At 63.1% G+C, this 16,463-nt stretch carries 16 protein-coding genes and 1 tRNA gene; 6 read left to right on the top strand and 11 right to left on the bottom strand.

What is annotated here, in order from left to right; all coding sequences use genetic code 11:
• Positions 1-329 precede the first annotated feature (329 nt).
• Entirely contained in the window at positions 330-434 is a 105-nt protein-coding gene (locus EOD29_RS07390) for a putative RiPP precursor (protein ID WP_127246299.1), read from the top strand.
• Between the two features lie 1,126 nt (positions 435-1,560).
• On the opposite strand, the gene EOD29_RS07385 is transcribed toward EOD29_RS07390, so the two are convergent.
• Positions 1,561-1,917, bottom strand: a complete 357-nt coding sequence (locus EOD29_RS07385) for a hypothetical protein (RefSeq protein ID WP_127246298.1) — start codon at positions 1,915-1,917, stop codon at positions 1,561-1,563.
• A gap of 185 nt (positions 1,918-2,102) precedes the next feature.
• On the opposite strand from EOD29_RS07385, the gene EOD29_RS07380 reads away from it, so the two are divergent.
• Complete coding sequence (locus EOD29_RS07380; RefSeq protein WP_206520455.1) at positions 2,103-2,393, top strand: hypothetical protein; 291 nt, start codon at positions 2,103-2,105, stop codon at positions 2,391-2,393.
• Between the two features lie 339 nt (positions 2,394-2,732).
• On the opposite strand, the gene EOD29_RS07375 is transcribed toward EOD29_RS07380, so the two are convergent.
• The 4 genes from EOD29_RS07375 to EOD29_RS07360 all read right to left on the bottom strand — a co-directional run bounded on the left by EOD29_RS07375 (position 2,733) and on the right by EOD29_RS07360 (position 4,734).
• Positions 2,733-2,942: a hypothetical protein gene (locus EOD29_RS07375; protein ID WP_127246297.1), complete on the bottom strand. Its 210-nt coding sequence runs from the start codon at positions 2,940-2,942 to the stop codon at positions 2,733-2,735.
• A 415-nt stretch (positions 2,943-3,357) separates the two neighbouring features.
• Complete coding sequence (locus EOD29_RS07370) at positions 3,358-3,858, bottom strand: Hsp20/alpha crystallin family protein (RefSeq protein ID WP_127246296.1); 501 nt, start codon at positions 3,856-3,858, stop codon at positions 3,358-3,360.
• A gap of 27 nt (positions 3,859-3,885) precedes the next feature.
• Positions 3,886-4,290, bottom strand: a complete 405-nt coding sequence (locus EOD29_RS07365; RefSeq protein WP_127246295.1) for an Hsp20/alpha crystallin family protein — start codon at positions 4,288-4,290, stop codon at positions 3,886-3,888.
• Between the two features lie 12 nt (positions 4,291-4,302).
• Positions 4,303-4,734, bottom strand: a complete 432-nt coding sequence (locus EOD29_RS07360) for an Hsp20/alpha crystallin family protein (protein WP_127246294.1) — start codon at positions 4,732-4,734, stop codon at positions 4,303-4,305.
• Positions 4,735-5,023: 289 nt separating this feature from the next.
• On the opposite strand from EOD29_RS07360, the gene EOD29_RS07355 reads away from it, so the two are divergent.
• On the top strand, positions 5,024-5,611 hold the full coding sequence (locus EOD29_RS07355) for a hypothetical protein (RefSeq protein ID WP_127246293.1): 588 nt from the start codon (positions 5,024-5,026) through the stop codon (positions 5,609-5,611).
• Complete coding sequence (locus tag EOD29_RS07350) at positions 5,608-5,793, top strand: hypothetical protein (protein WP_127246292.1); 186 nt, start codon at positions 5,608-5,610, stop codon at positions 5,791-5,793. The genes EOD29_RS07355 and EOD29_RS07350 overlap by 4 nt, the downstream gene beginning before the upstream one ends.
• Before the next feature lie 99 nt (positions 5,794-5,892).
• Here the strand turns inward: EOD29_RS07350 and EOD29_RS07345 are convergent.
• A tRNA-Pro gene (locus EOD29_RS07345) sits at positions 5,893-5,969 on the bottom strand.
• Positions 5,970-6,169: 200 nt separating this feature from the next.
• Between EOD29_RS07345 and EOD29_RS07340 the strand changes: the two genes are divergently transcribed.
• Together EOD29_RS07340 and EOD29_RS07335 are read left to right on the top strand one after the other, a co-directional pair.
• Complete coding sequence (locus EOD29_RS07340; RefSeq protein WP_127246291.1) at positions 6,170-7,690, top strand: phosphomannomutase/phosphoglucomutase; 1,521 nt, start codon at positions 6,170-6,172, stop codon at positions 7,688-7,690.
• Positions 7,691-7,700: 10 nt separating this feature from the next.
• Positions 7,701-9,938: an AGE family epimerase/isomerase gene (locus EOD29_RS07335; RefSeq protein WP_127246290.1), complete on the top strand. Its 2,238-nt coding sequence runs from the start codon at positions 7,701-7,703 to the stop codon at positions 9,936-9,938.
• Positions 9,939-10,025: 87 nt separating this feature from the next.
• Here the strand turns inward: EOD29_RS07335 and betB are convergent, their stop codons facing one another.
• From betB to betI, 5 genes are read right to left on the bottom strand one after another with little or no spacing between them, the layout of a single operon-like run.
• Positions 10,026-11,489: a betaine-aldehyde dehydrogenase gene (betB, locus tag EOD29_RS07330; protein WP_127246289.1), complete on the bottom strand. Its 1,464-nt coding sequence runs from the start codon at positions 11,487-11,489 to the stop codon at positions 10,026-10,028.
• Between the two features lie 54 nt (positions 11,490-11,543).
• Complete coding sequence (betA, locus tag EOD29_RS07325; RefSeq protein WP_127246288.1) at positions 11,544-13,196, bottom strand: choline dehydrogenase; 1,653 nt, start codon at positions 13,194-13,196, stop codon at positions 11,544-11,546.
• A complete protein-coding gene (locus EOD29_RS07320) occupies positions 13,189-14,193 on the bottom strand; it encodes a threonine/serine dehydratase (RefSeq protein ID WP_164763706.1) in 1,005 nt (334 codons plus the stop codon). The genes betA and EOD29_RS07320 overlap by 8 nt, the downstream gene beginning before the upstream one ends.
• The gene (betC, locus tag EOD29_RS07315; protein ID WP_067320852.1) at positions 14,190-15,719 is read right to left on the bottom strand and encodes a choline-sulfatase; all 1,530 of its coding nucleotides are present in this window, start codon (positions 15,717-15,719) and stop codon (positions 14,190-14,192) included. The genes EOD29_RS07320 and betC overlap by 4 nt, the downstream gene beginning before the upstream one ends.
• Positions 15,716-16,306, bottom strand: a complete 591-nt coding sequence (betI, locus tag EOD29_RS07310; protein ID WP_067320854.1) for a transcriptional regulator BetI — start codon at positions 16,304-16,306, stop codon at positions 15,716-15,718. The genes betC and betI overlap by 4 nt, the downstream gene beginning before the upstream one ends.
• Positions 16,307-16,463: the final 157 nt, after the last annotated feature.

Here is a 16,463-nt window from a genome sequence, read left to right as displayed (position 1 = left end):
GACCGCGCTGTCTCAAAATAGGACAGCGCGGTCTATAATCAGTTAAGGCTAACGTATTCCCCGCCTCCCTCCTTCGTATATTTGCAAGGTTTCAACGGAACGGACGCTCTCGGTGTTACTTTGTGGCTGCAGGCAGTCCAGGTCACTGGGGATTTGCCGCTCAGCCCGTCGCCTGTTCCCCCATAGCCTGGCGGCGGGCTGTCGCTATCATCAGCACTGCGAGGGCCGGTCGGCAAACAGACAGATGCCCGCTGGACCTACATCATTTTTAAATGACGGCGCGCTGCTGCCCCGCCAGATCATGGCCAACTTCAACAAGGGGATTCGCCATGAAGCGCACCTATGAAAAACCTACCCTGGTCAAGCGTGACCGCCTGTCGGCCGTCACAGCCAACATCGTCGTCTCGCTCGCGAACGGCGCGTCGTCCCGATAGGACGATGCCCGCCACCCCAGGCAACGGGATGGCGGGCATCTATCCACTCTCTCTCATGCCGCCGAACGAAGGGACACATGTTCGCCGGCTCTATCAAATGATGTAGCGAGGCGAAGGTTTCAGCATAGGGACCAAAGCGCCAGCGTATCCGACTTCGGTCGCATCGAAGGGAACATTTCCACAAGTCGGCAGGTCAGGTTTCGCGGCGCGGTCTGCCCGACGTCGCGCCGTTGGGGTTGCGCAGACCCCGGAGCCCGTTCGTCATCCCTCAAGGCGGCGGGCTCGTGCATTGAAATTTCGGCTGCCGGGCTCTTCAACATTCCTTAGCCGGAACCATATTGCGTTGAGACGCTGAGAATGCCTGACAGGGACGTGCTCGAATTGTTGCAACAATCAGCGTTGGCCGTTCGGCGGTCGCGCGAACTGCTGGGAAGAACTGGCAATCACAAGACTGCGACACGGCCAAAAGCGACCAGACGAAACGAGCGGCAACGCGATACGTGTCGTGCGCAAGAAAGCGGCCGGTTGAGTGAGTCGCGAAATAGTTAGGGAACCGAACCGAGTTCCAGTAGGTTAACCACTATCGCCGGTAACGACCCATCGGACATCGGCGGCTGAGAGACAGCCATCTAGCGCTCCCGTCTGAACTAGACCGGAGCGACCCATGTCTCCCGATATCCCTCATCGTCCGTTGCAAACCGAACAGGATCGGCAGCTAATCGCGCAATCGAAGGATTGCGTCGAGCGCTCCCGACAGTTGCTCATCGAGACGGAGCCTCTGCTTGATCCGCACCGGCCGCGCCCGCAACCACGACAACGCCTTAAGGCCGATCAAATTTCAAACTGACCAACTACCGCCGGTTTCATGGCGCTTGCAAGGGCCGGAACATTCCACCAGTCGGCAGGTTGGGTTTGGCAACGCGATTTCTGCCGAGGTCGCGCCGCTGGGTTGCACAGACCGCGGAGCCCGCTCGTCCCCTCACGAGTGGGCTTTGGCTTTCGCTGGGATCGCTCAACGCAGCACGTGCGCGAGCGGCGTTTGCTTTCCTTATGAATGCCGGCTTCTAGATGGCATTCTGGCGGGAATTTGCAAGGCGGCGCGGCCGCAGCAAATAATCCGGCCTTGTCAGTAACGGCACACCCGCACGCGTTCCAGCACCCGGCGGTGATGATGCCAATGCCTCACCCACTTGACGTGGCAGTGGCGATAGTGGCGGTGCCGGTAGTGGTAGCGATGCGGATAGCGGGCCACGTAGCCGGGATAGTAATCGCCGTAATAGCGCGGGCCGTAGTAGCGGCCGCCATAGTCGTAAAACGGACCGCCGCCGTAGAAAGGACCACCGTTGAATGGGCCACCGTAGAACGGGCTGAAGCCGCCGAATGGACCGAAACCGAGACCGAAGAACCCCTGCGCATCCGCAGGCGCGACCGTGGCTGCCGCGGTGGCAACGGCGATCACTGAAGCAAGTAGCAGTTTTTTCATGGCAACCTCCTCCTGAAGGCTGATCATCGGTTAAACGCGGCGTAGCAAACCATGTTCCCGGTCGCTAATATTCCCGGTTGCACGAGGAGATTGCCGCGAAGCGGCGACAACGGGCCGGTATGGAGCCCGCTCGCCCCTCACGAGCGGACTCTTGGTCTTCTGACTCGGAAACCTATTTCGTCCGGATGAGCGACGGCTGGACCTTTCAGGAACTTATCGAGGCGGGCATGTCGGTCACTGGCGGCTGCCTCGATTGCCATCGTCACCACAAGCTCGATCTGCCCGCGCTACGCGACCGCTTCGGCGCCGATGCTCCGGCTATGGAATGGGACTTGCGGCCGAGGATGAAATGCGGCGTTTGCGGCGGCAAGCGGATCACGCTGACTTATTCGCCAGACACCAGCCCAAAAGAGCTTCACCGCAAAATAGTTCTTAGCAGAATATGGAGCGTGCTCTCGCGAACGCTCAAAGACTGACGCGAATGGGCGCCCGGCCTGCGAGGAGTCGGGGGACGCTTGAGCTAACAGGCCGGGCCGTTTGCCCTGTGTGAGGAAGGGAGGGCATGTCCGTACTATGCACCACCTTTCGACGGCCTGACAGTAGGACTTTAGTCGAAGCTAATAAAAAGCCCGTCGCAGCTAATGAGCGTAAGCGACGGGCTTCCTGCGATTACAGCGGCTACAGAGTCGGGGGAACACTCGACCGCTTATTTGTTAACCACTGATCCGGGTTTTCGTTCCATAATGGGACAGTAATGCCCGCTGAGGGCGGCCTGGCGGGCTAGCTTACCAAAGCCGGGCGACGGACCTGCTTTGCTATCCAGGCCGCGTTGAGTCGTTGCGCGTCGGAGTTTTCGATCTCATTTCAAGTGCGCGCCGGAACGCAATAGCACCCACATCGCAACCGTGCTTGGAGGGGCCGTTCGAGCTGATGACGATCTTGGCTTGCGCTACGGTCAAACCGTACTTCTCAGCGAGTGTCTCGGGATCGTAAGTGTCTTTCCAAAGTTCGATTGTCTTGGACATGCAGCCTCCAGGCGAAAATGCAATACCAAAGCCCGCCGCCGGGAGGATTTGGCGACGAGCTATGGAATGGACACAGTAGCGGAACATGACGCTGGGCTAATAAAGCGTCGGGCCTGGCTTTTGTTCCAACCCCTTGGCAAGCCTCCTATATCGCCCAGCATGACCGGCTGGACTCTCCAAGGGCTGATCGACGCGGGCATGTCCGTCACCGGGGGCTACCTCGACTGCCAATGGCATCATCGGTCATGCCAGGTACAGCCATACGCCAGAAAGCCCTAGCGCCAACTCTGAGCCCGATCCGGACGGACGTGCTCCGACCGCGCCATCTTCGGAGCCCGGCGGTCGTTCCGCTTGGCGTAGTATTGAAGATGCGGCGGGGGCGTCCGCCGCATCGACCTCTTTGCCCTTCGCGGCTTCAGTCGGTTTTCACCTCGATCCTCTTCACCCGCGAAAGTGCTTCTTGGGTCTTTGGAAGCGTCACCGTCAGGACGCCATTCTTGAATTCGGCGTTCGCCTTGTCCGTGTCCACGACGGAGGGCAGCGGGATCGAGCGATAAAACGAACCGTATGAGCGCTCCGACAGGTGGTAGCCCTTCTTGCTCTCCTCACGCTCGCTCTTCTTCTCGCCCTTGATGGTGAGGGTGTTGTCCGTCAGCGAGACATCGACGTCCTGCCGGTCAATGCCGGGAAGCTCGACCGAAACCTCCAGCGTGCTGTCGGTTTCGGCGATGTCGGTTCGTGGGCCCCCGACTTCCCGGCGGCCGAGCGCGCCGAAGGGTTGATCGAACCGTCTCCAGAAATCCTCGAAGATGCGGTTCACGTCGCGCTGCAGGGAAAAGACGGGGTTGTCCTCCTCCCGCTTCGCAATTTCGCCGCCCTTATTGTTGCTCCATGGAATCAGGTCTCTGATTTGCATCGTCAACCTCCTTTTACCCTCCATTGCTTAAGCCATCTTGAGTTGGATTTTGCGAGCCTTGGCCGGCGCCGCCTTGGGCAACACCAGTCGCAGGACGCCGTTCTTCTGCGACGCCTCGATGCCATCGCGGTCGATGTCCTCGGATAAGGTGAAGACGCGCTCATAATCGCCGGCGCTATATTCCGCATAGACCTGACGATAATTCTCATGCTGTTGATCGGCCGCGTAGCCGCGGATCGCCAGTGTCCGTTTCTCAAGGGTGATATCGACCCCATCCGAGGCGACGCCTGGCATATCGACGAGAAGGACCACGTTGTCCTGCGTCTCATAGATGTCGGCGCGCGGTATGAACATGGGCCGCGAGCGGGTCCGCTCCCCTCCGTCAAGCTTGCTGGGGACCTGGCGTTCGGTGGTCTTCAGTTCCTGAGCCATGTTTTCCTCCTCTCATCCCTTGATCTCGATCTTCTTCGGCCGATCGGCTTCGGGTCGCCGCAGCTCGACCTCGAGCAGCCCATTGGCAAAACGTGCCTCGACCTGTTCCGGATCGACGCGGAACGGCAATTGCACCGTCCGCGCGAAGCTTCCATAGGGGCGCTCGCGACGGTGCCACACGGATTTCTCGTCCTCCGCCCCCGCTTGGCATTCGCCCTTCAATGTGAGTGTGTTCTCGCGCACCGTAAGATCGACCTCATCGGGCGCGATCCCAGGCAGTTCGGCTGTCAGCGCTACGCTATCCTCTCCGACCCAAAGATTGACCGGGGGAAACTCCTGGGCCGCACTGGTCAGGCCGGCCAGGCGCTGATTCACTTCCTGTTGCATGCGCCGCATTTCCAGAAACGGATCGAATCCGACGCGGCCCAAATCCGATAGCAGCATGGGTATCCTCCTTCGATTGACACCAGACGTTGCAACGCACGGAGCGCGCGTGCACCGGAGCGAACTGGATCGAAGGCAATCGGGGCGCGATCAGGCATGACCGAGACGGCCGAAAGCGCCAACTCGCAATCGCGAGGAGGGAGGTTCGGGCAAACGCCGGAACACATCCTCTATGCGAGCGACATGAACCGAACTCGATCCATGATAGGACCGTCGTTCCCGTGCCAGGACCCGATAGCGGCATCCGGCAAAAATGAGTTAGGTAAGGCAAATTGCGTTTCAAGAGGTGATGAGACGCTCGGCGAAAGGCGCGGCGAGAGCCCGCCCGGAGATTTCCGGGCGACCCGAAGAGCAATCCTACATCACGAACGAATCAGCCCGCAGCAAGCCTACTCGGGCGCTGCAAACGATCGAGCGGGTTGGCGCCTCGCGGACACAAGGCCGGCTCGCTACAACTCCTTCGCATGGCCTGCTGGTCTGTGTGATCTATGGGACAGACCTAAAAGATTCCCACGGCGGTCTTGACGATCAAGGAAAATGTTCCTCTTTTGTTCTCATGCCCGAGACCTATGACCCGAAGCGGCGGGACTATCCGTTGTCGACCCTGAATGACACCATGCGCCTGGTTCGGGTGCGGTGCCGGTATTGCAAGCGGCAGCACAATTACCACCCGTCGGATCTGATCCAGATCTTCGGTGATGTCGACGTCGACTCGCTCGCCTACCGCATGAGATGCGAGAACGGCGGCGATCACGGCATGCTCGATGTCGAGGCCTTCGTCCCGACCGGCCGCGAAGGCGTCGGCTTGCGCATCCGGCGCCTGGTGGCGATCAAGATCAACCGGGTGCCGGTTTGGAAGGAGGAAGGTCCGAAATGACGAACGACCAATTCGAACGCGCGCTTGAGGCTCTGCTCGCAGCCGACCCCGGGCCGGTGTCGATCAAGGCCGGCGTAGCCGCGCTGCGCGCGATCGGGAGCGACGAGCCGGGTGGCGAGCTGCAATCGCTGGTCGGAACGTTCGCAGCCGAACGGGGCAGGGCGATACGTTTTGACCTCTGAAGCGAGCAGGGCGACACCATCATCGGGCCTGACCGTGAGTTTCAGGTGGGATATCAGGTGGGAGGTAAAATCGGGAGGAAGCTAACTGATTGTTTTTTCTGGTCGGAGTGGCAGGATTTGAACCTGCGACCCCATCGTCCCGAACGATGTGCGCTACCAGACTGCGCTACACTCCGTGACCAGACGGCGGGCTTATAGCCGCCACTTTCCGATCCTGCAAGCGTCAATGGCTGCACTTGTGTCGCATTTCTCGGCTTTCACCAATCTTGCCCGGATGGCATGCGATTTAGCCGTCGGATAAAGCCCGGCTTAAAGGCTTTCGTGATAAGCCGCGCCCTCTATAAATCGGCATTCCGGCTCTCTGGAGTTTCGACCATTGACCTTCACGATTGTTGGCGAAGCCCGGCCCAACAGCTTCGAATTCGAGACCTCGGCGCTGATCAAGGCGTCGGGCTTTCGCGAGTACGACGCGCGCTGGTGGGTCGGCCATCCCGGCTCGACCAAGGCGCCGGAGCTCAATTTGATCGGCGTCCAGGCGCTCGGTATGGGTCTGGGCACGCTGATCCGGCGCCTGGGCGTTGGGCCGGATATCGTCACCGGCCATGATTTCCGCTCCTATTCGCTGTCGATCAAGCTGGCGCTAGTCTCCGGCCTGATGGCGGCGGGCGCCCGGGTGAAGGATATCGGCCTGGCTTTGTCCCCCATGGCCTATTTCGCGCAGTTCGCGCTCGATACACCCTCGGTCGCCATGGTCACCGCCTCGCATAACGAGAATGGCTGGACCGGCGTCAAGATGGGGGCGGCGCGGCCGCTCACCTTCGGTCCGGAAGAGATGGGCGCGTTGAAGAAGATCGTGCTCGAAGCCGACTTCGACCTCCGCGGCGACGGTGCCTACGAGTTCATCTCCGGTTTCCGGGAGCTCTATGTCGATGATCTTACCAAGGGCAAACACATCTCGAAAAAGCTCAAGGTCGTTTGCGCTTGCGGCAACGGCACGGCCGGCGCCTTCGCGCCGGAAGCGCTGGCGCGTGTCGGCTGCGAGGTGATCCCGCTCGACGTCGAGCTCGACCACGCGTTCCCGCGCTACAATCCCAATCCCGAGGACATGCAGATGCTGCGTGCCATCAGCGAGAAGGTGCTGGAGACGGGCGCAGATGTCGGACTGGGCTTCGATGGCGACGGCGACCGCTGTGGCGTCGTCGACAACGAGGGCAACGAGATCTTCGCCGACAAGGTCGGCCTCATGCTCGCGCGCGATACTTCATCGCTCCATCCGGGCTCGGCCTTCGTCGTCGACGTCAAGTCGACGGGGCTCTTCGCCACCGACCATGTGCTCAAGGCGAACGGCGCCACAACTGACTATTGGAAGACCGGCCATTCCTACATGAAGCGCCGCGTTGCCGAGCTCGGTGCCGTCGCCGGCTTCGAGAAATCCGGGCATTTCTTCTTCAACCCGCCTATCGGCCGCGGCTATGACGACGGGCTGATCACTGCGATCGTCGTCTGCCAGATGCTCGACCGCAATCCGCGGAGCTCGATGGCCGATCTCTGGCGCGCGTTGCCGCTGACCTACGATACGCCGACCATGTCATCGCAATGCCCCGACGAGGTGAAGTACGGCGTGGTCGACCGCGTCGTGGCGGATTTTCAGACGATGCACCGCGAAGGTGCTGACTTTGCCGGCCAGAAGATCGTAAAGCTCATCACCGTCAACGGCGTGCGCGTCGTTGCGGAGGACGGCACCTGGGGCCTGGTGCGCGCCTCCTCGAACAAGCCCGAGCTTGTCGTGGTGGTGGAGAGCCCGGTATCGTCCGAGCGGCGCCGGCAGATGTTCGAAGCCGTCGACGCCGTGCTGCGCCGCAGTCCCGAAGTCGGCGCCTACAACCAGACCTTCTGACAGGGCAGCCATGAGCCAGCGCATCGTCAGTTTCGTCATGAGCGGCGGCGTCGGCTCGCGGTTATGGCCCCTGTCGCGCGAGGACAATCCCAAGCAATTCCACGACCTTTCCGGCGACGGTTCGATGCTGGCCAAGACCTTGCGCCGGCTGGCCGCGCGGCCTGAGGGGCAGACGCCGATCTTTCTCATCGCATCGGAGCGCCATGCCGACCGCGTCCATGCCGATCTTGCCGGCATTGATCTCGCCGGCGGCGGCCCATTGTTCGAGCCCACGGGGCGCAACACCGCCGCTGCCGTGGCGCTTGCCAGCCTGCGCACCCTCTCCGAATTTGGCGATGAGCTTGTTCTCGTGGTGCCCTCCGACCACGAAATCTCCACCGCGCGGCAGTTCTGGCGGAGCGTTGAAGCGGGTGCTGCGGCGGCGAGAACCGGTCGCTTGGTGGTGTTCGGGATTAAGCCGACGCAGCCCGAAACCGGCTATGGCTATATCGAGGTCGCGGCCGATCGCGACGGCGTGTTCGACGTCTCGCGCTTCGTCGAGAAGCCCGACCTCGCCACCGCGCGGGCTTATCTCGACGCCGGCAGCTTCTATTGGAATACCGGCATTTTCCTGTTTCGCGCCGGCGCCATGCGCGCTGCCTTCGCCGCCTTCGAGCCCAGGATCTGGCAGGCGACGGAAGCCGCTTATCACGCGGCGACCAACGATCTTTCCGGGCTCTACATGCCGCTGGAACTTTACTCGGCGATCCCGTCGACCTCGATCGACTACGCTATCATGGAGCGGGCCAAGGACATCGCCATGGTGGCGGCCGGATTCCGCTGGAACGATCTCGGTTCGTGGCAGTCGCTGCTCGATGTCGGCCCGTCCGACAGCCACGGTAACGTCATTCTCGGCGATGTCGTCGCCATCGATTGCGAGAACTCCTACATCCGCGGCGACGGCCGGCTGCTGTCGGCCATCGGCATGAAGGACGTGGCCATCGTCTCGACGGCAGACGCCACCTTCGTGGCGCCGGTCAGCCACAGCCAGCACGTCAAGAAGATCGTCGAGCAGCTGGAGAAATCCGGCCGGCTGGAGACGAGGTTCACGCCGGCGCATGACCGCGTCATCGAGAGCGGCGCCTGGCGGCGCCGCGTTCGGCACTGGCTGTTCGAGGAGACGCTGCCGCTGTGGTCGAGGTCAGGTGTCGATGAGCGCCATGGCGGCTTCCATGAGGCGCTGGGCTTCGACACCGCGCCGTTGATGAAGCCGAAACGCATGCGCACGCAGGCGCGCCAGATCTATGCCTTCGCCGTCGCCAAGGAGCGCGGCTGGGACGGCCCGGCGGATCGGCTGATCGCTCATGGCCTTGACTTCATGGCAGGCCGGGGCCGCACCGACAAAGGCGGCTGGGTGCGCACGCTCAATATCGACGGCTCGGTCGCCGATCCGGTCGAGGATGCCTACGACCATTCCTGCGTGCTGTTGGCGCTTGCGCACGCGCATATGTCGGGTCATCCCGATGCGTTGCGGCTCGCCGAGGAAACGTTTGCTTTCCTCGATGCTCATCTCGAGGACAGCCGCATGACAGGTTTTCTCGAAACCTCCGACGGCGAGGGCGAGCGTCGCTCCAACCCGCACATGCATCTGCTCGAAGCCTTTCTCGCTTGGCACAGAGCCACTGGCGAGCGCGCCTACCTGCGCCGCGCGGCGCGCGTCATAGATCTCTTCCGCAGTCATTTCTTCGATGCCGAAAGCTGGACGCTGGGCGAGTATTTCGACGACGGCTGGAAGCCCGTGGCGGGCGAGAAAGGAACATGGACCGAACCCGGCCACCATTTCGAATGGGCCTCGCTGCTCGCCGATTTCGCCGCCCGCAGCGGCCAGGCCGAACTCACCGGCTTCGCCCGCAAGCTCTATGCCTCGGCTGTCGCCAACGGCCTCAACCGCGCCACCGGCCTTGCCTATGGCGCCGTCTCGCGCCAGGGCCTTCCGCTCGACACGGTCTCGCGCAGCTGGCCGCAGGCCGAGGCGATCAAGGCTGCGATCGCGCTCGACGGCTCGGGTGGGCCGGACCTCAAGCCGGAGATCGAGGCGCGCGTCGGCCACCTGTTCCGCTGGCACATCGACCCGGCGCCGCTCGGCCTCTGGATTGACCGAATCGACGAGCGCGGCCGGTCATTGGCGAGCGACGTGCCAGCCAGCATCTTGTACCATCTGGTTTGCGCGCTGACGCAGTATCTGGACGGGACGGCCGAGAAGGGGTGAGGGGGCAACTGGCGGCAACGCAGAAGCTGCCAATCTACCCTTGCGGGGGAGATCGCTGTCACTGCGGGCTTTTGGCCAATCGCCAAGTCAATACGGGCTCGCCACATCCCCCGTCTCGACATAGATCGCCTTCAGCTGCGAATAGTGCGCGAGCGCCGCCAGCGAGTTCTCGCGGCCGATGCCGGACTGCTTGACGCCGCCGAAGGGCATTTCCACCGGCGTCAGATTGTAGGCGTTGATCCAGCAGGTGCCTGCCTGCAGCTCGGCGATGACCCGATGGGCGCGGGGCAGGTCGCGGGTGAAGACGCCCGCAGCGAGGCCGAATTCGGTATTGTTGGCGCGTTCGATCACCTCGTCCTCGCTATCGAATTTCAGCACGCTCATCACCGGTCCGAAGATTTCCTCGCACGCGATGCGCATGCCATCGGTCACGCCGGTGAACACGGTCGGTTCGATGAAGAAGCCACCTTCGAAGCCCTGCAGCGACGGCACGTTGCCGCCGCAGGCAAGCGTCGCACCCTCCTCTCTGCCGGCGGCGATGTAGGAAACAACCTTTTCCTGCTGCGCCTTGTTGACCAGCGGCCCCATTTGCGTTTCCGGATCGAGTGGATCGCCGATGCGGATTTTTTTGGTGCGCTCGATCAGCCGCTCGACGAAGCGGTCATGCAGGCCCTTCTGCACGAAGACGCGCGTGCCGTTGGAGCAGATCTGGCCGGTCGAATAGAAATTGCCGAGCATGGCGCCGCCGATGGCGTTTTCGAGATCGGCATCGTCGAAGACGATCAGCGGCGACTTGCCGCCGAGCTCCATCGTGGCGTGCTTCATTTTCGAACCGGCAAGCGACAGCACCTTGCGGCCGGTCGGCACCGAGCCGGTCACCGAGACCTTGGCCACGACATCATGGCCGACGAGTCCGGCGCCGACATCGCCATAGCCCTGCACGACGTTGAACAGCCCGTCGGGGAGGCCCGCCTCGCTGTAGATTTCGGCCAGCGCCAGTGCCGAGAGCGGCGTGTTCTCCGACGGCTTGAACACCATGGCGTTGCCCATGGCTAAAGCCGGCGCCGACTTCCAGCCGGCGATCTGGATCGGATAGTTCCAGGCGCCGATGCCGACGCACACACCAAGCGGATCGCGCCTTGTGTAAGCAAACGGTCCGCCGAGATCGATCATCTCGCCGTTGAAGGCCGCCACTGCGCCGGCGAAATATTCGAGGCAATCGGCGGCCGAAGGCGCGTCCGCCACCAGCGTCTCCTGGATCGCCTTGCCGGTGTCCAGGGTCTCGATGCGCGCCAGGTCGGCATTGCGGGCGCGCAGGATGTCAGCGGCGCGGCGCAGGACGCGGCCGCGCTCGACCGGCTTCATCCGTGCCCAGGCCGGCTGCGCCGCGCGCGCGGCCTCGATCGCCAACTCCAGCACGTTCGGCGTCGCCGAATGCAGCGTGGCGATGGTCTCGCCCGTCGCCGGATAGATCACCGGCAGTGGCGCGCCGCCTTCGTCCTCGATGTAGCGGCCGTTGACGTAGTGCGATGCCGTTGGCTGGGCGCGCATGGTCTTCTCCGTTCGTAATCGCCGGGGCGGGGAGGGCGCCCGCCGGATCATGCGCTATCTGTCTGCCACCTGCCAGCGCCGATTGATCCAGGGTTCCTGGTTGGATGGCGCGAGCGGCGTGCGGCCAAGGATGTGGTCGGACGCCTTCTCGCCGGTCATGATCGACGGCGCGTTCAGGTTGCCGTTGGTCACCCGCGGGAAGATCGAGGAATCGGCAACGCGCAGCCCCTCGACGCCGATCACCCGGCATTCCGGATCGACGACGCTGGTCAGGTCGTCGGCGCGGCCCATCCTGCAGGTGCCGCAAGGGTGATAGGCGCTCTCGGCGTGATCGCGGATGAAGGCGTCGAGCTCGTCGTCGGTCCGCACATGGGCGCCCGGCGAAATCTCCTTGCCGCGGAAGCCGTCGAAGGCCTTCTGGCCAAAAATCTCGCGCGTCAGCCGGATGCAGTGGCGGAACTCGCTCCAGTCGTCGGGATGCGACATGTAGTTGAAGCGGATCACCGGTTTCGCTTTCGGATCGGGCGAGCGCAGGCTCACCGAGCCGCGCGACTTCGACCGCATCGGCCCGACATGCGCCTGGAAGCCATGCGACTTCGCCGCCGCCTTGCCGTCATAGCGCACCGCCGCTGGGATGAAGTGATACTGGATATCGGGGTAGTCGACACCGGCCTGCGAACGCACGAAGGCCGCCGCCTCGAAATGGTTGGTGGCGCCGAGGCCGGTCTTGAAGAACAGCCACTGCGCGCCGATCATTGCCTTGGAGAACGGGTTGAGCACCGAATTCAGCGTGATCGGTCTGGTCGCTTCCTGCTGGATATAAAGCTCCAGATGGTCCTGCAGATTGCGGCCGACACCCTGCCGGTCGGCAATGACCTCTATGCCGTTTTCCTGCAGATGTGCGCCCGGACCGATGCCGGACAGCATAAGGATCTTCGGCGAATTGATCGACGACGCCGCCACAATCACCTCACGTCGCGCCTTAACGACCTGAATCTGTTTGTGAGCTTCGATCTCGACGCCGACGGCACGTTGATTCTCGATCACCACGCGCCGCGCGAAACCTTTGAGCAGGCTAACATTTTTTCGTTTGAGCGCCGGCTTCAGATAGGCATTGGCCGCGGACCAGCGGCGGCCGCGCCAGATGGTCTGCTCCATCGGCCCGAAGCCTTCCTGCTTCGATCCGTTATAGTCGTCGGTGAGCTCGAAGCCGGCCTGCCTGCCCGCCTCGAGGAAGGCGCCGTAAAGCGGGTTCTTGCGCGTGCCGCGCTGCACATGCAGCGGGCCGCCCTGACCGCGCCAGCCGTCCTCGCCGCCGTCGGAATCCTCCATGCGCTTGAAATAGGGAAGCACGTCGGCGAAGCCCCATCCGGCAGCACCCTGTTCGGCCCAATGGTCGAAGTCGCGCGCATGGCCGCGAACATAGACCATGCCGTTGATGGAGGACGAACCGCCGATCACCTTGCCGCGCGGGGTGGCGAGCACGCGGCCGCCGAGATGCGGCTCCGGCTCGCTGGCGAAGCCCCAGTCGTAAAGGCTCATGTTGAGCGGGATCGACAGCGCCGACGGCATCTGGATCAGCGGCCCCATATCGGTGCCGCCGAACTCGATGACGATCACCGAATGCTTGCCGTCTTCCGACAGCCGGTAGGCCATGGCCGAGCCGGCGGAGCCGGATCCGATGATGACGAAATCCGCTTCAAGCATTGTTCATATGCGCCATAAAGTCGGCGAGCGAGACATTGCCGCCGGTAGCCACCACAAGGACGGTTTTGCCCGCCACATCCACCTTGCCGCCGAGCAGCGCGGCAAGCGAGGCCGCGCCCGAAGGCTCCAGCACCAGCTTCAGCCGCTCGAACGCGATCTTCATTGCACCCCTCACCGCGGCATCCTCGACGGTGACGCCGCGAACCCCGGCAGCACTCACCGCCGCGAAGGGCGCCTCGCCTGGCTTGCGCGCCATCAGCCCGTCGCAGATCGATCTCGGCCCGATCGGCATCGTCTCGATCGCGCCATGCGCCAGCGACGCTCCCATGCCGTTGAAGCCTTCCGGTTCGACGGCGATGATCTCGGTGTTCGGCGACAGATAATGGAAGGCGAGCGAAACGCCGCCGATCAGCCCGCCGCCGCCGGCCGAGCAGAACACCAAATCGGCGTGGGCCTTCTTCGCCGCCAACTGGTCGAGCGCTTCCAGCCCGGCCCCTGCCTGGCCGGCGACGATCTCGGGATCGTCGAAGGGATGCAGCAAGGTGAGCTGCTCGGTCTCGGCGATCTCGCGCGCCTTGGCGGCGGCGACTTCCTCGCGGGCACGCTCGCCATGATCGGTCAGCACCACGCGCGCGCCATAGCCGGCGGTCGCGTCGCGCTTGGCGGCAGGCGCGTCGATCGGCATGACGATGGTGACGGGAATGCCGAGCGCCTGGCCGGCAGCCGCAAGCCCTTGCGCGAAATTGCCGGAGGAATAGGCGACCACGCCTTTCCTCGCTTCGTCCGGTGACAGCCGCTTAAGGCGCCAATAGGCGCCGCGCACCTTGAAGGACCCCGCCCATTGCAGCGATTCCGGCTTGACGAACACCCGCGCGGCGCCGGCTTCCCTCGCAAGTGCGGGCGACTCCAACAGCGGCGTGACTTGCGTCGCCGTCGAGGTCACCGCATAGGCCTGCTTCAGGCGGTCGAGGGTGGGAACCAGAACGTCTGCCATCATTCGCCTCGCGGATATCGTTTGCTCTCTTCGAGGTTGTCGAGATTCATGTGATTGCGCATGTAGCGCTCCGAGGCTTTCTGCAGCGGCTGGAAATCCCAGGGGTAATAGGCGCCGTTGCGCAGCGCCGGGTAGACGACCCAGCGGCGTGCCTGGCTTTCGCGCACCGCGGCATCGAACGCGGCCATGTCCCAGCGCGCCCGGACCTTTTCCATGAACGCCGCCACCAGGGCAGCGTTCGCCGGATCCTCAGCGAGGTTGTTCCGTTCGAGCGGGTCGGCCTCCAGGTCGAACAGCTGCGGCGCGTCGAGCTCGCAATGGACGAATTTGTATTTGCCGTCGCGGATCGCGGCCAGCGGCGCATAGGAGCCTTCGGCGGCATATTCCATGACAACGGGTGCGGTGCGCGGCTTGCCGCCGAGCAGCGGCAGCAGCGACTGGCCGTCGGTCCACGGCGCGATTGCAGCGATATCAATGCCGGCGAGGTCACAGAGCGTCGGCGTCACGTCGAGATTGGAGACGGGCGCCTCGATGAGGCCGGCTGGCACGCCGTTGCCGGCGATCATCAGCGGCACGCGCGCCGAGCCCTCGAAGAAGCTCATTTTGAACCACAGGCCGCGCTCGCCCAGCATGTCGCCGTGATCCGAGCAGAACAGGATGATGGTGTCGTCAAGCATGCGAGTGCGCTTGAGGACGTCCAGAAGCTCGCCGAGCTTATCGTCGACATAGGAAATGTTGGCGAAATAGCCGCGCCGGGAACGGCGCACCTGCTCGGACGTGATCTCGAAGGACTGATAGTCGCTTGCCCGGTAAAGGCGCTGCGAATGCGTGTCCTGTTCGTCATGCGGGATGAACGGCGTTTCGGGATCGAGCGTCTGGCAGTTCTCGTAAAGATCCCAGTACTGCCTGCGCGCGACATAGGGATCGTGCGGGTGCGATAGCGAAACGGTAAGGCACCAGGGCCGATGTCCCGCATCGTCCTGCTCGCGCGAAAGCTGGTACAGCTTTTGCTCGGCCAGAAACACCACCTCGTCGTCATACTCCATCTGGTTGGTGGTCTCGGCAACGCCGGCGCCGGTGACCGAGCCGAGATTGTGATACCACCAGTCGATGCGCTCGCCGGGCTTGCGGTAATCCGGCGTCCAGCCGAAATCGGCCGGATAGATATCGGTGGTCAGCCGCTCCTCGAAGCCGTGCAACTGGTCCGGTCCGACGAAATGCATCTTGCCGGACAGGCAGGTGTAATAGCCGGCGGAGCGCAGATGATGCGCGAAGGTCGGGATCGAGGAGGAGAATTCGGCGGCGTTGTCATAGACCCCGGTGCGCGACGGCAGCTGGCCGCTCATGAACGAGGCCCGGCCGGGCGCGCAAAGCGGCGAGGCGGTGTAGTTGTTGGCGAAACGCGCCGAGCGAGCGGCGAGCGCCTTGAGATGCGGCACGTGCAGGAAATCCGCCGGGCCGTCGGGGAAGAGCGTGCCGCTGAGCTGATCGACCATGACGATCAGGAAATTGGGTCGTTCGGTGGTCAAGGCAGGCTCCGTCCGCTGAGCTTGGTTTCGAGATAATCTTCGACGAGCGCGATCGCTGTCTGCGCATCGGGCACGCCGTCCTTCAGCGCGCGCCGAATGTAGAGTCCGTCGATCAGCGCCGCCGTCGCTTCCGCAGCGCGGTCCGCTTCGGCCCTCGGCAGAATGCCGGTCAGCCCGCTCATCAGGTTGGAATTGAGCCGCCGCGCATAGATACGAAGCAGCCGCCGCAACTCGGTCGATTTCTGCGCCTCGACATAGAAGGCGAGCCAGGCCGCGATGATCTCCGGCTGGAACTGCTCGTCGGAGAAACTGACCGCAACGACCGCCGAGACGCGCTGGCGCGGTGTCGCGGCGACGCGAAGCGCTCGTCTTGTATCGATGTTGAGCTCGGCAAGGATGTGCCGCATCGTGGCGAAGAGCAGCTCGTCCTTGGCGCCGAAATAGTGATGGGCGAGCGCCGACGACACGCCGGCGCGGCCGGCGATCTCCGACATGGTGACGTCCAGCGAACCGCGCTCGCCGATTGCCGAGATCGTCGCGTCGATCAGCGCCTTGCGGCGCAGCGGTTCCATTCCGATTTTCGGCATGCGAGGGGTCCGGTTCGAAGCGAGATTATTTTTTATTGACGCATCAATCAATAAAAAATCGGCATCGGATCAATCGATCGTATCGCTCTGGCCCCATCCCTTCGGCTGGAAAACGGTTCACTATTGAACAATATTGAATGTCATGCCGCGACCGGAC

This window comes from Mesorhizobium sp. M1A.T.Ca.IN.004.03.1.1 (assembly GCF_003997555.1).
Lineage (GTDB): Bacteria > Pseudomonadota > Alphaproteobacteria > Rhizobiales > Rhizobiaceae > Mesorhizobium.
Note: the sequence above shows the minus strand (reverse complement) of the source record. Positions and strands in the feature narration are given on the sequence as shown.

Bases quoted from the DNA above. Each gene is read 5' to 3' on its own strand.
- EOD29_RS07390 (WP_127246299.1), top strand. From the start codon at position 330: ATGAAGCGCACCTATGAAAAACCTACCCTGGTCAAGCGTGACCGCCTG.
- betI (WP_067320854.1), bottom strand. From the start codon at position 16,306: ATGCCGAAAATCGGAATGGAACCGCTGCGCCGCAAGGCGCTGATCGAC.
- betA (WP_127246288.1), bottom strand. From the start codon at position 13,196: ATGCTTGAAGCGGATTTCGTCATCATCGGATCCGGCTCCGCCGGCTCG.
- EOD29_RS07320 (WP_164763706.1), bottom strand. From the start codon at position 14,193: ATGATGGCAGACGTTCTGGTTCCCACCCTCGACCGCCTGAAGCAGGCC.
- EOD29_RS07380 (WP_206520455.1), top strand. From the start codon at position 2,103: ATGAGCGACGGCTGGACCTTTCAGGAACTTATCGAGGCGGGCATGTCG.
- EOD29_RS07375 (WP_127246297.1), bottom strand. From the start codon at position 2,942: ATGTCCAAGACAATCGAACTTTGGAAAGACACTTACGATCCCGAGACA.
- EOD29_RS07365 (WP_127246295.1), bottom strand. From the start codon at position 4,290: ATGGCTCAGGAACTGAAGACCACCGAACGCCAGGTCCCCAGCAAGCTT.
- EOD29_RS07355 (WP_127246293.1), top strand. From the start codon at position 5,024: ATGAGACGCTCGGCGAAAGGCGCGGCGAGAGCCCGCCCGGAGATTTCC.
- EOD29_RS07350 (WP_127246292.1), top strand. From the start codon at position 5,608: ATGACGAACGACCAATTCGAACGCGCGCTTGAGGCTCTGCTCGCAGCC.
- EOD29_RS07385 (WP_127246298.1), bottom strand. From the start codon at position 1,917: ATGAAAAAACTGCTACTTGCTTCAGTGATCGCCGTTGCCACCGCGGCA.
- EOD29_RS07335 (WP_127246290.1), top strand. From the start codon at position 7,701: ATGAGCCAGCGCATCGTCAGTTTCGTCATGAGCGGCGGCGTCGGCTCG.
- EOD29_RS07360 (WP_127246294.1), bottom strand. From the start codon at position 4,734: ATGCTGCTATCGGATTTGGGCCGCGTCGGATTCGATCCGTTTCTGGAA.
- betB (WP_127246289.1), bottom strand. From the start codon at position 11,489: ATGCGCGCCCAGCCAACGGCATCGCACTACGTCAACGGCCGCTACATC.
- EOD29_RS07370 (WP_127246296.1), bottom strand. From the start codon at position 3,858: ATGCAAATCAGAGACCTGATTCCATGGAGCAACAATAAGGGCGGCGAA.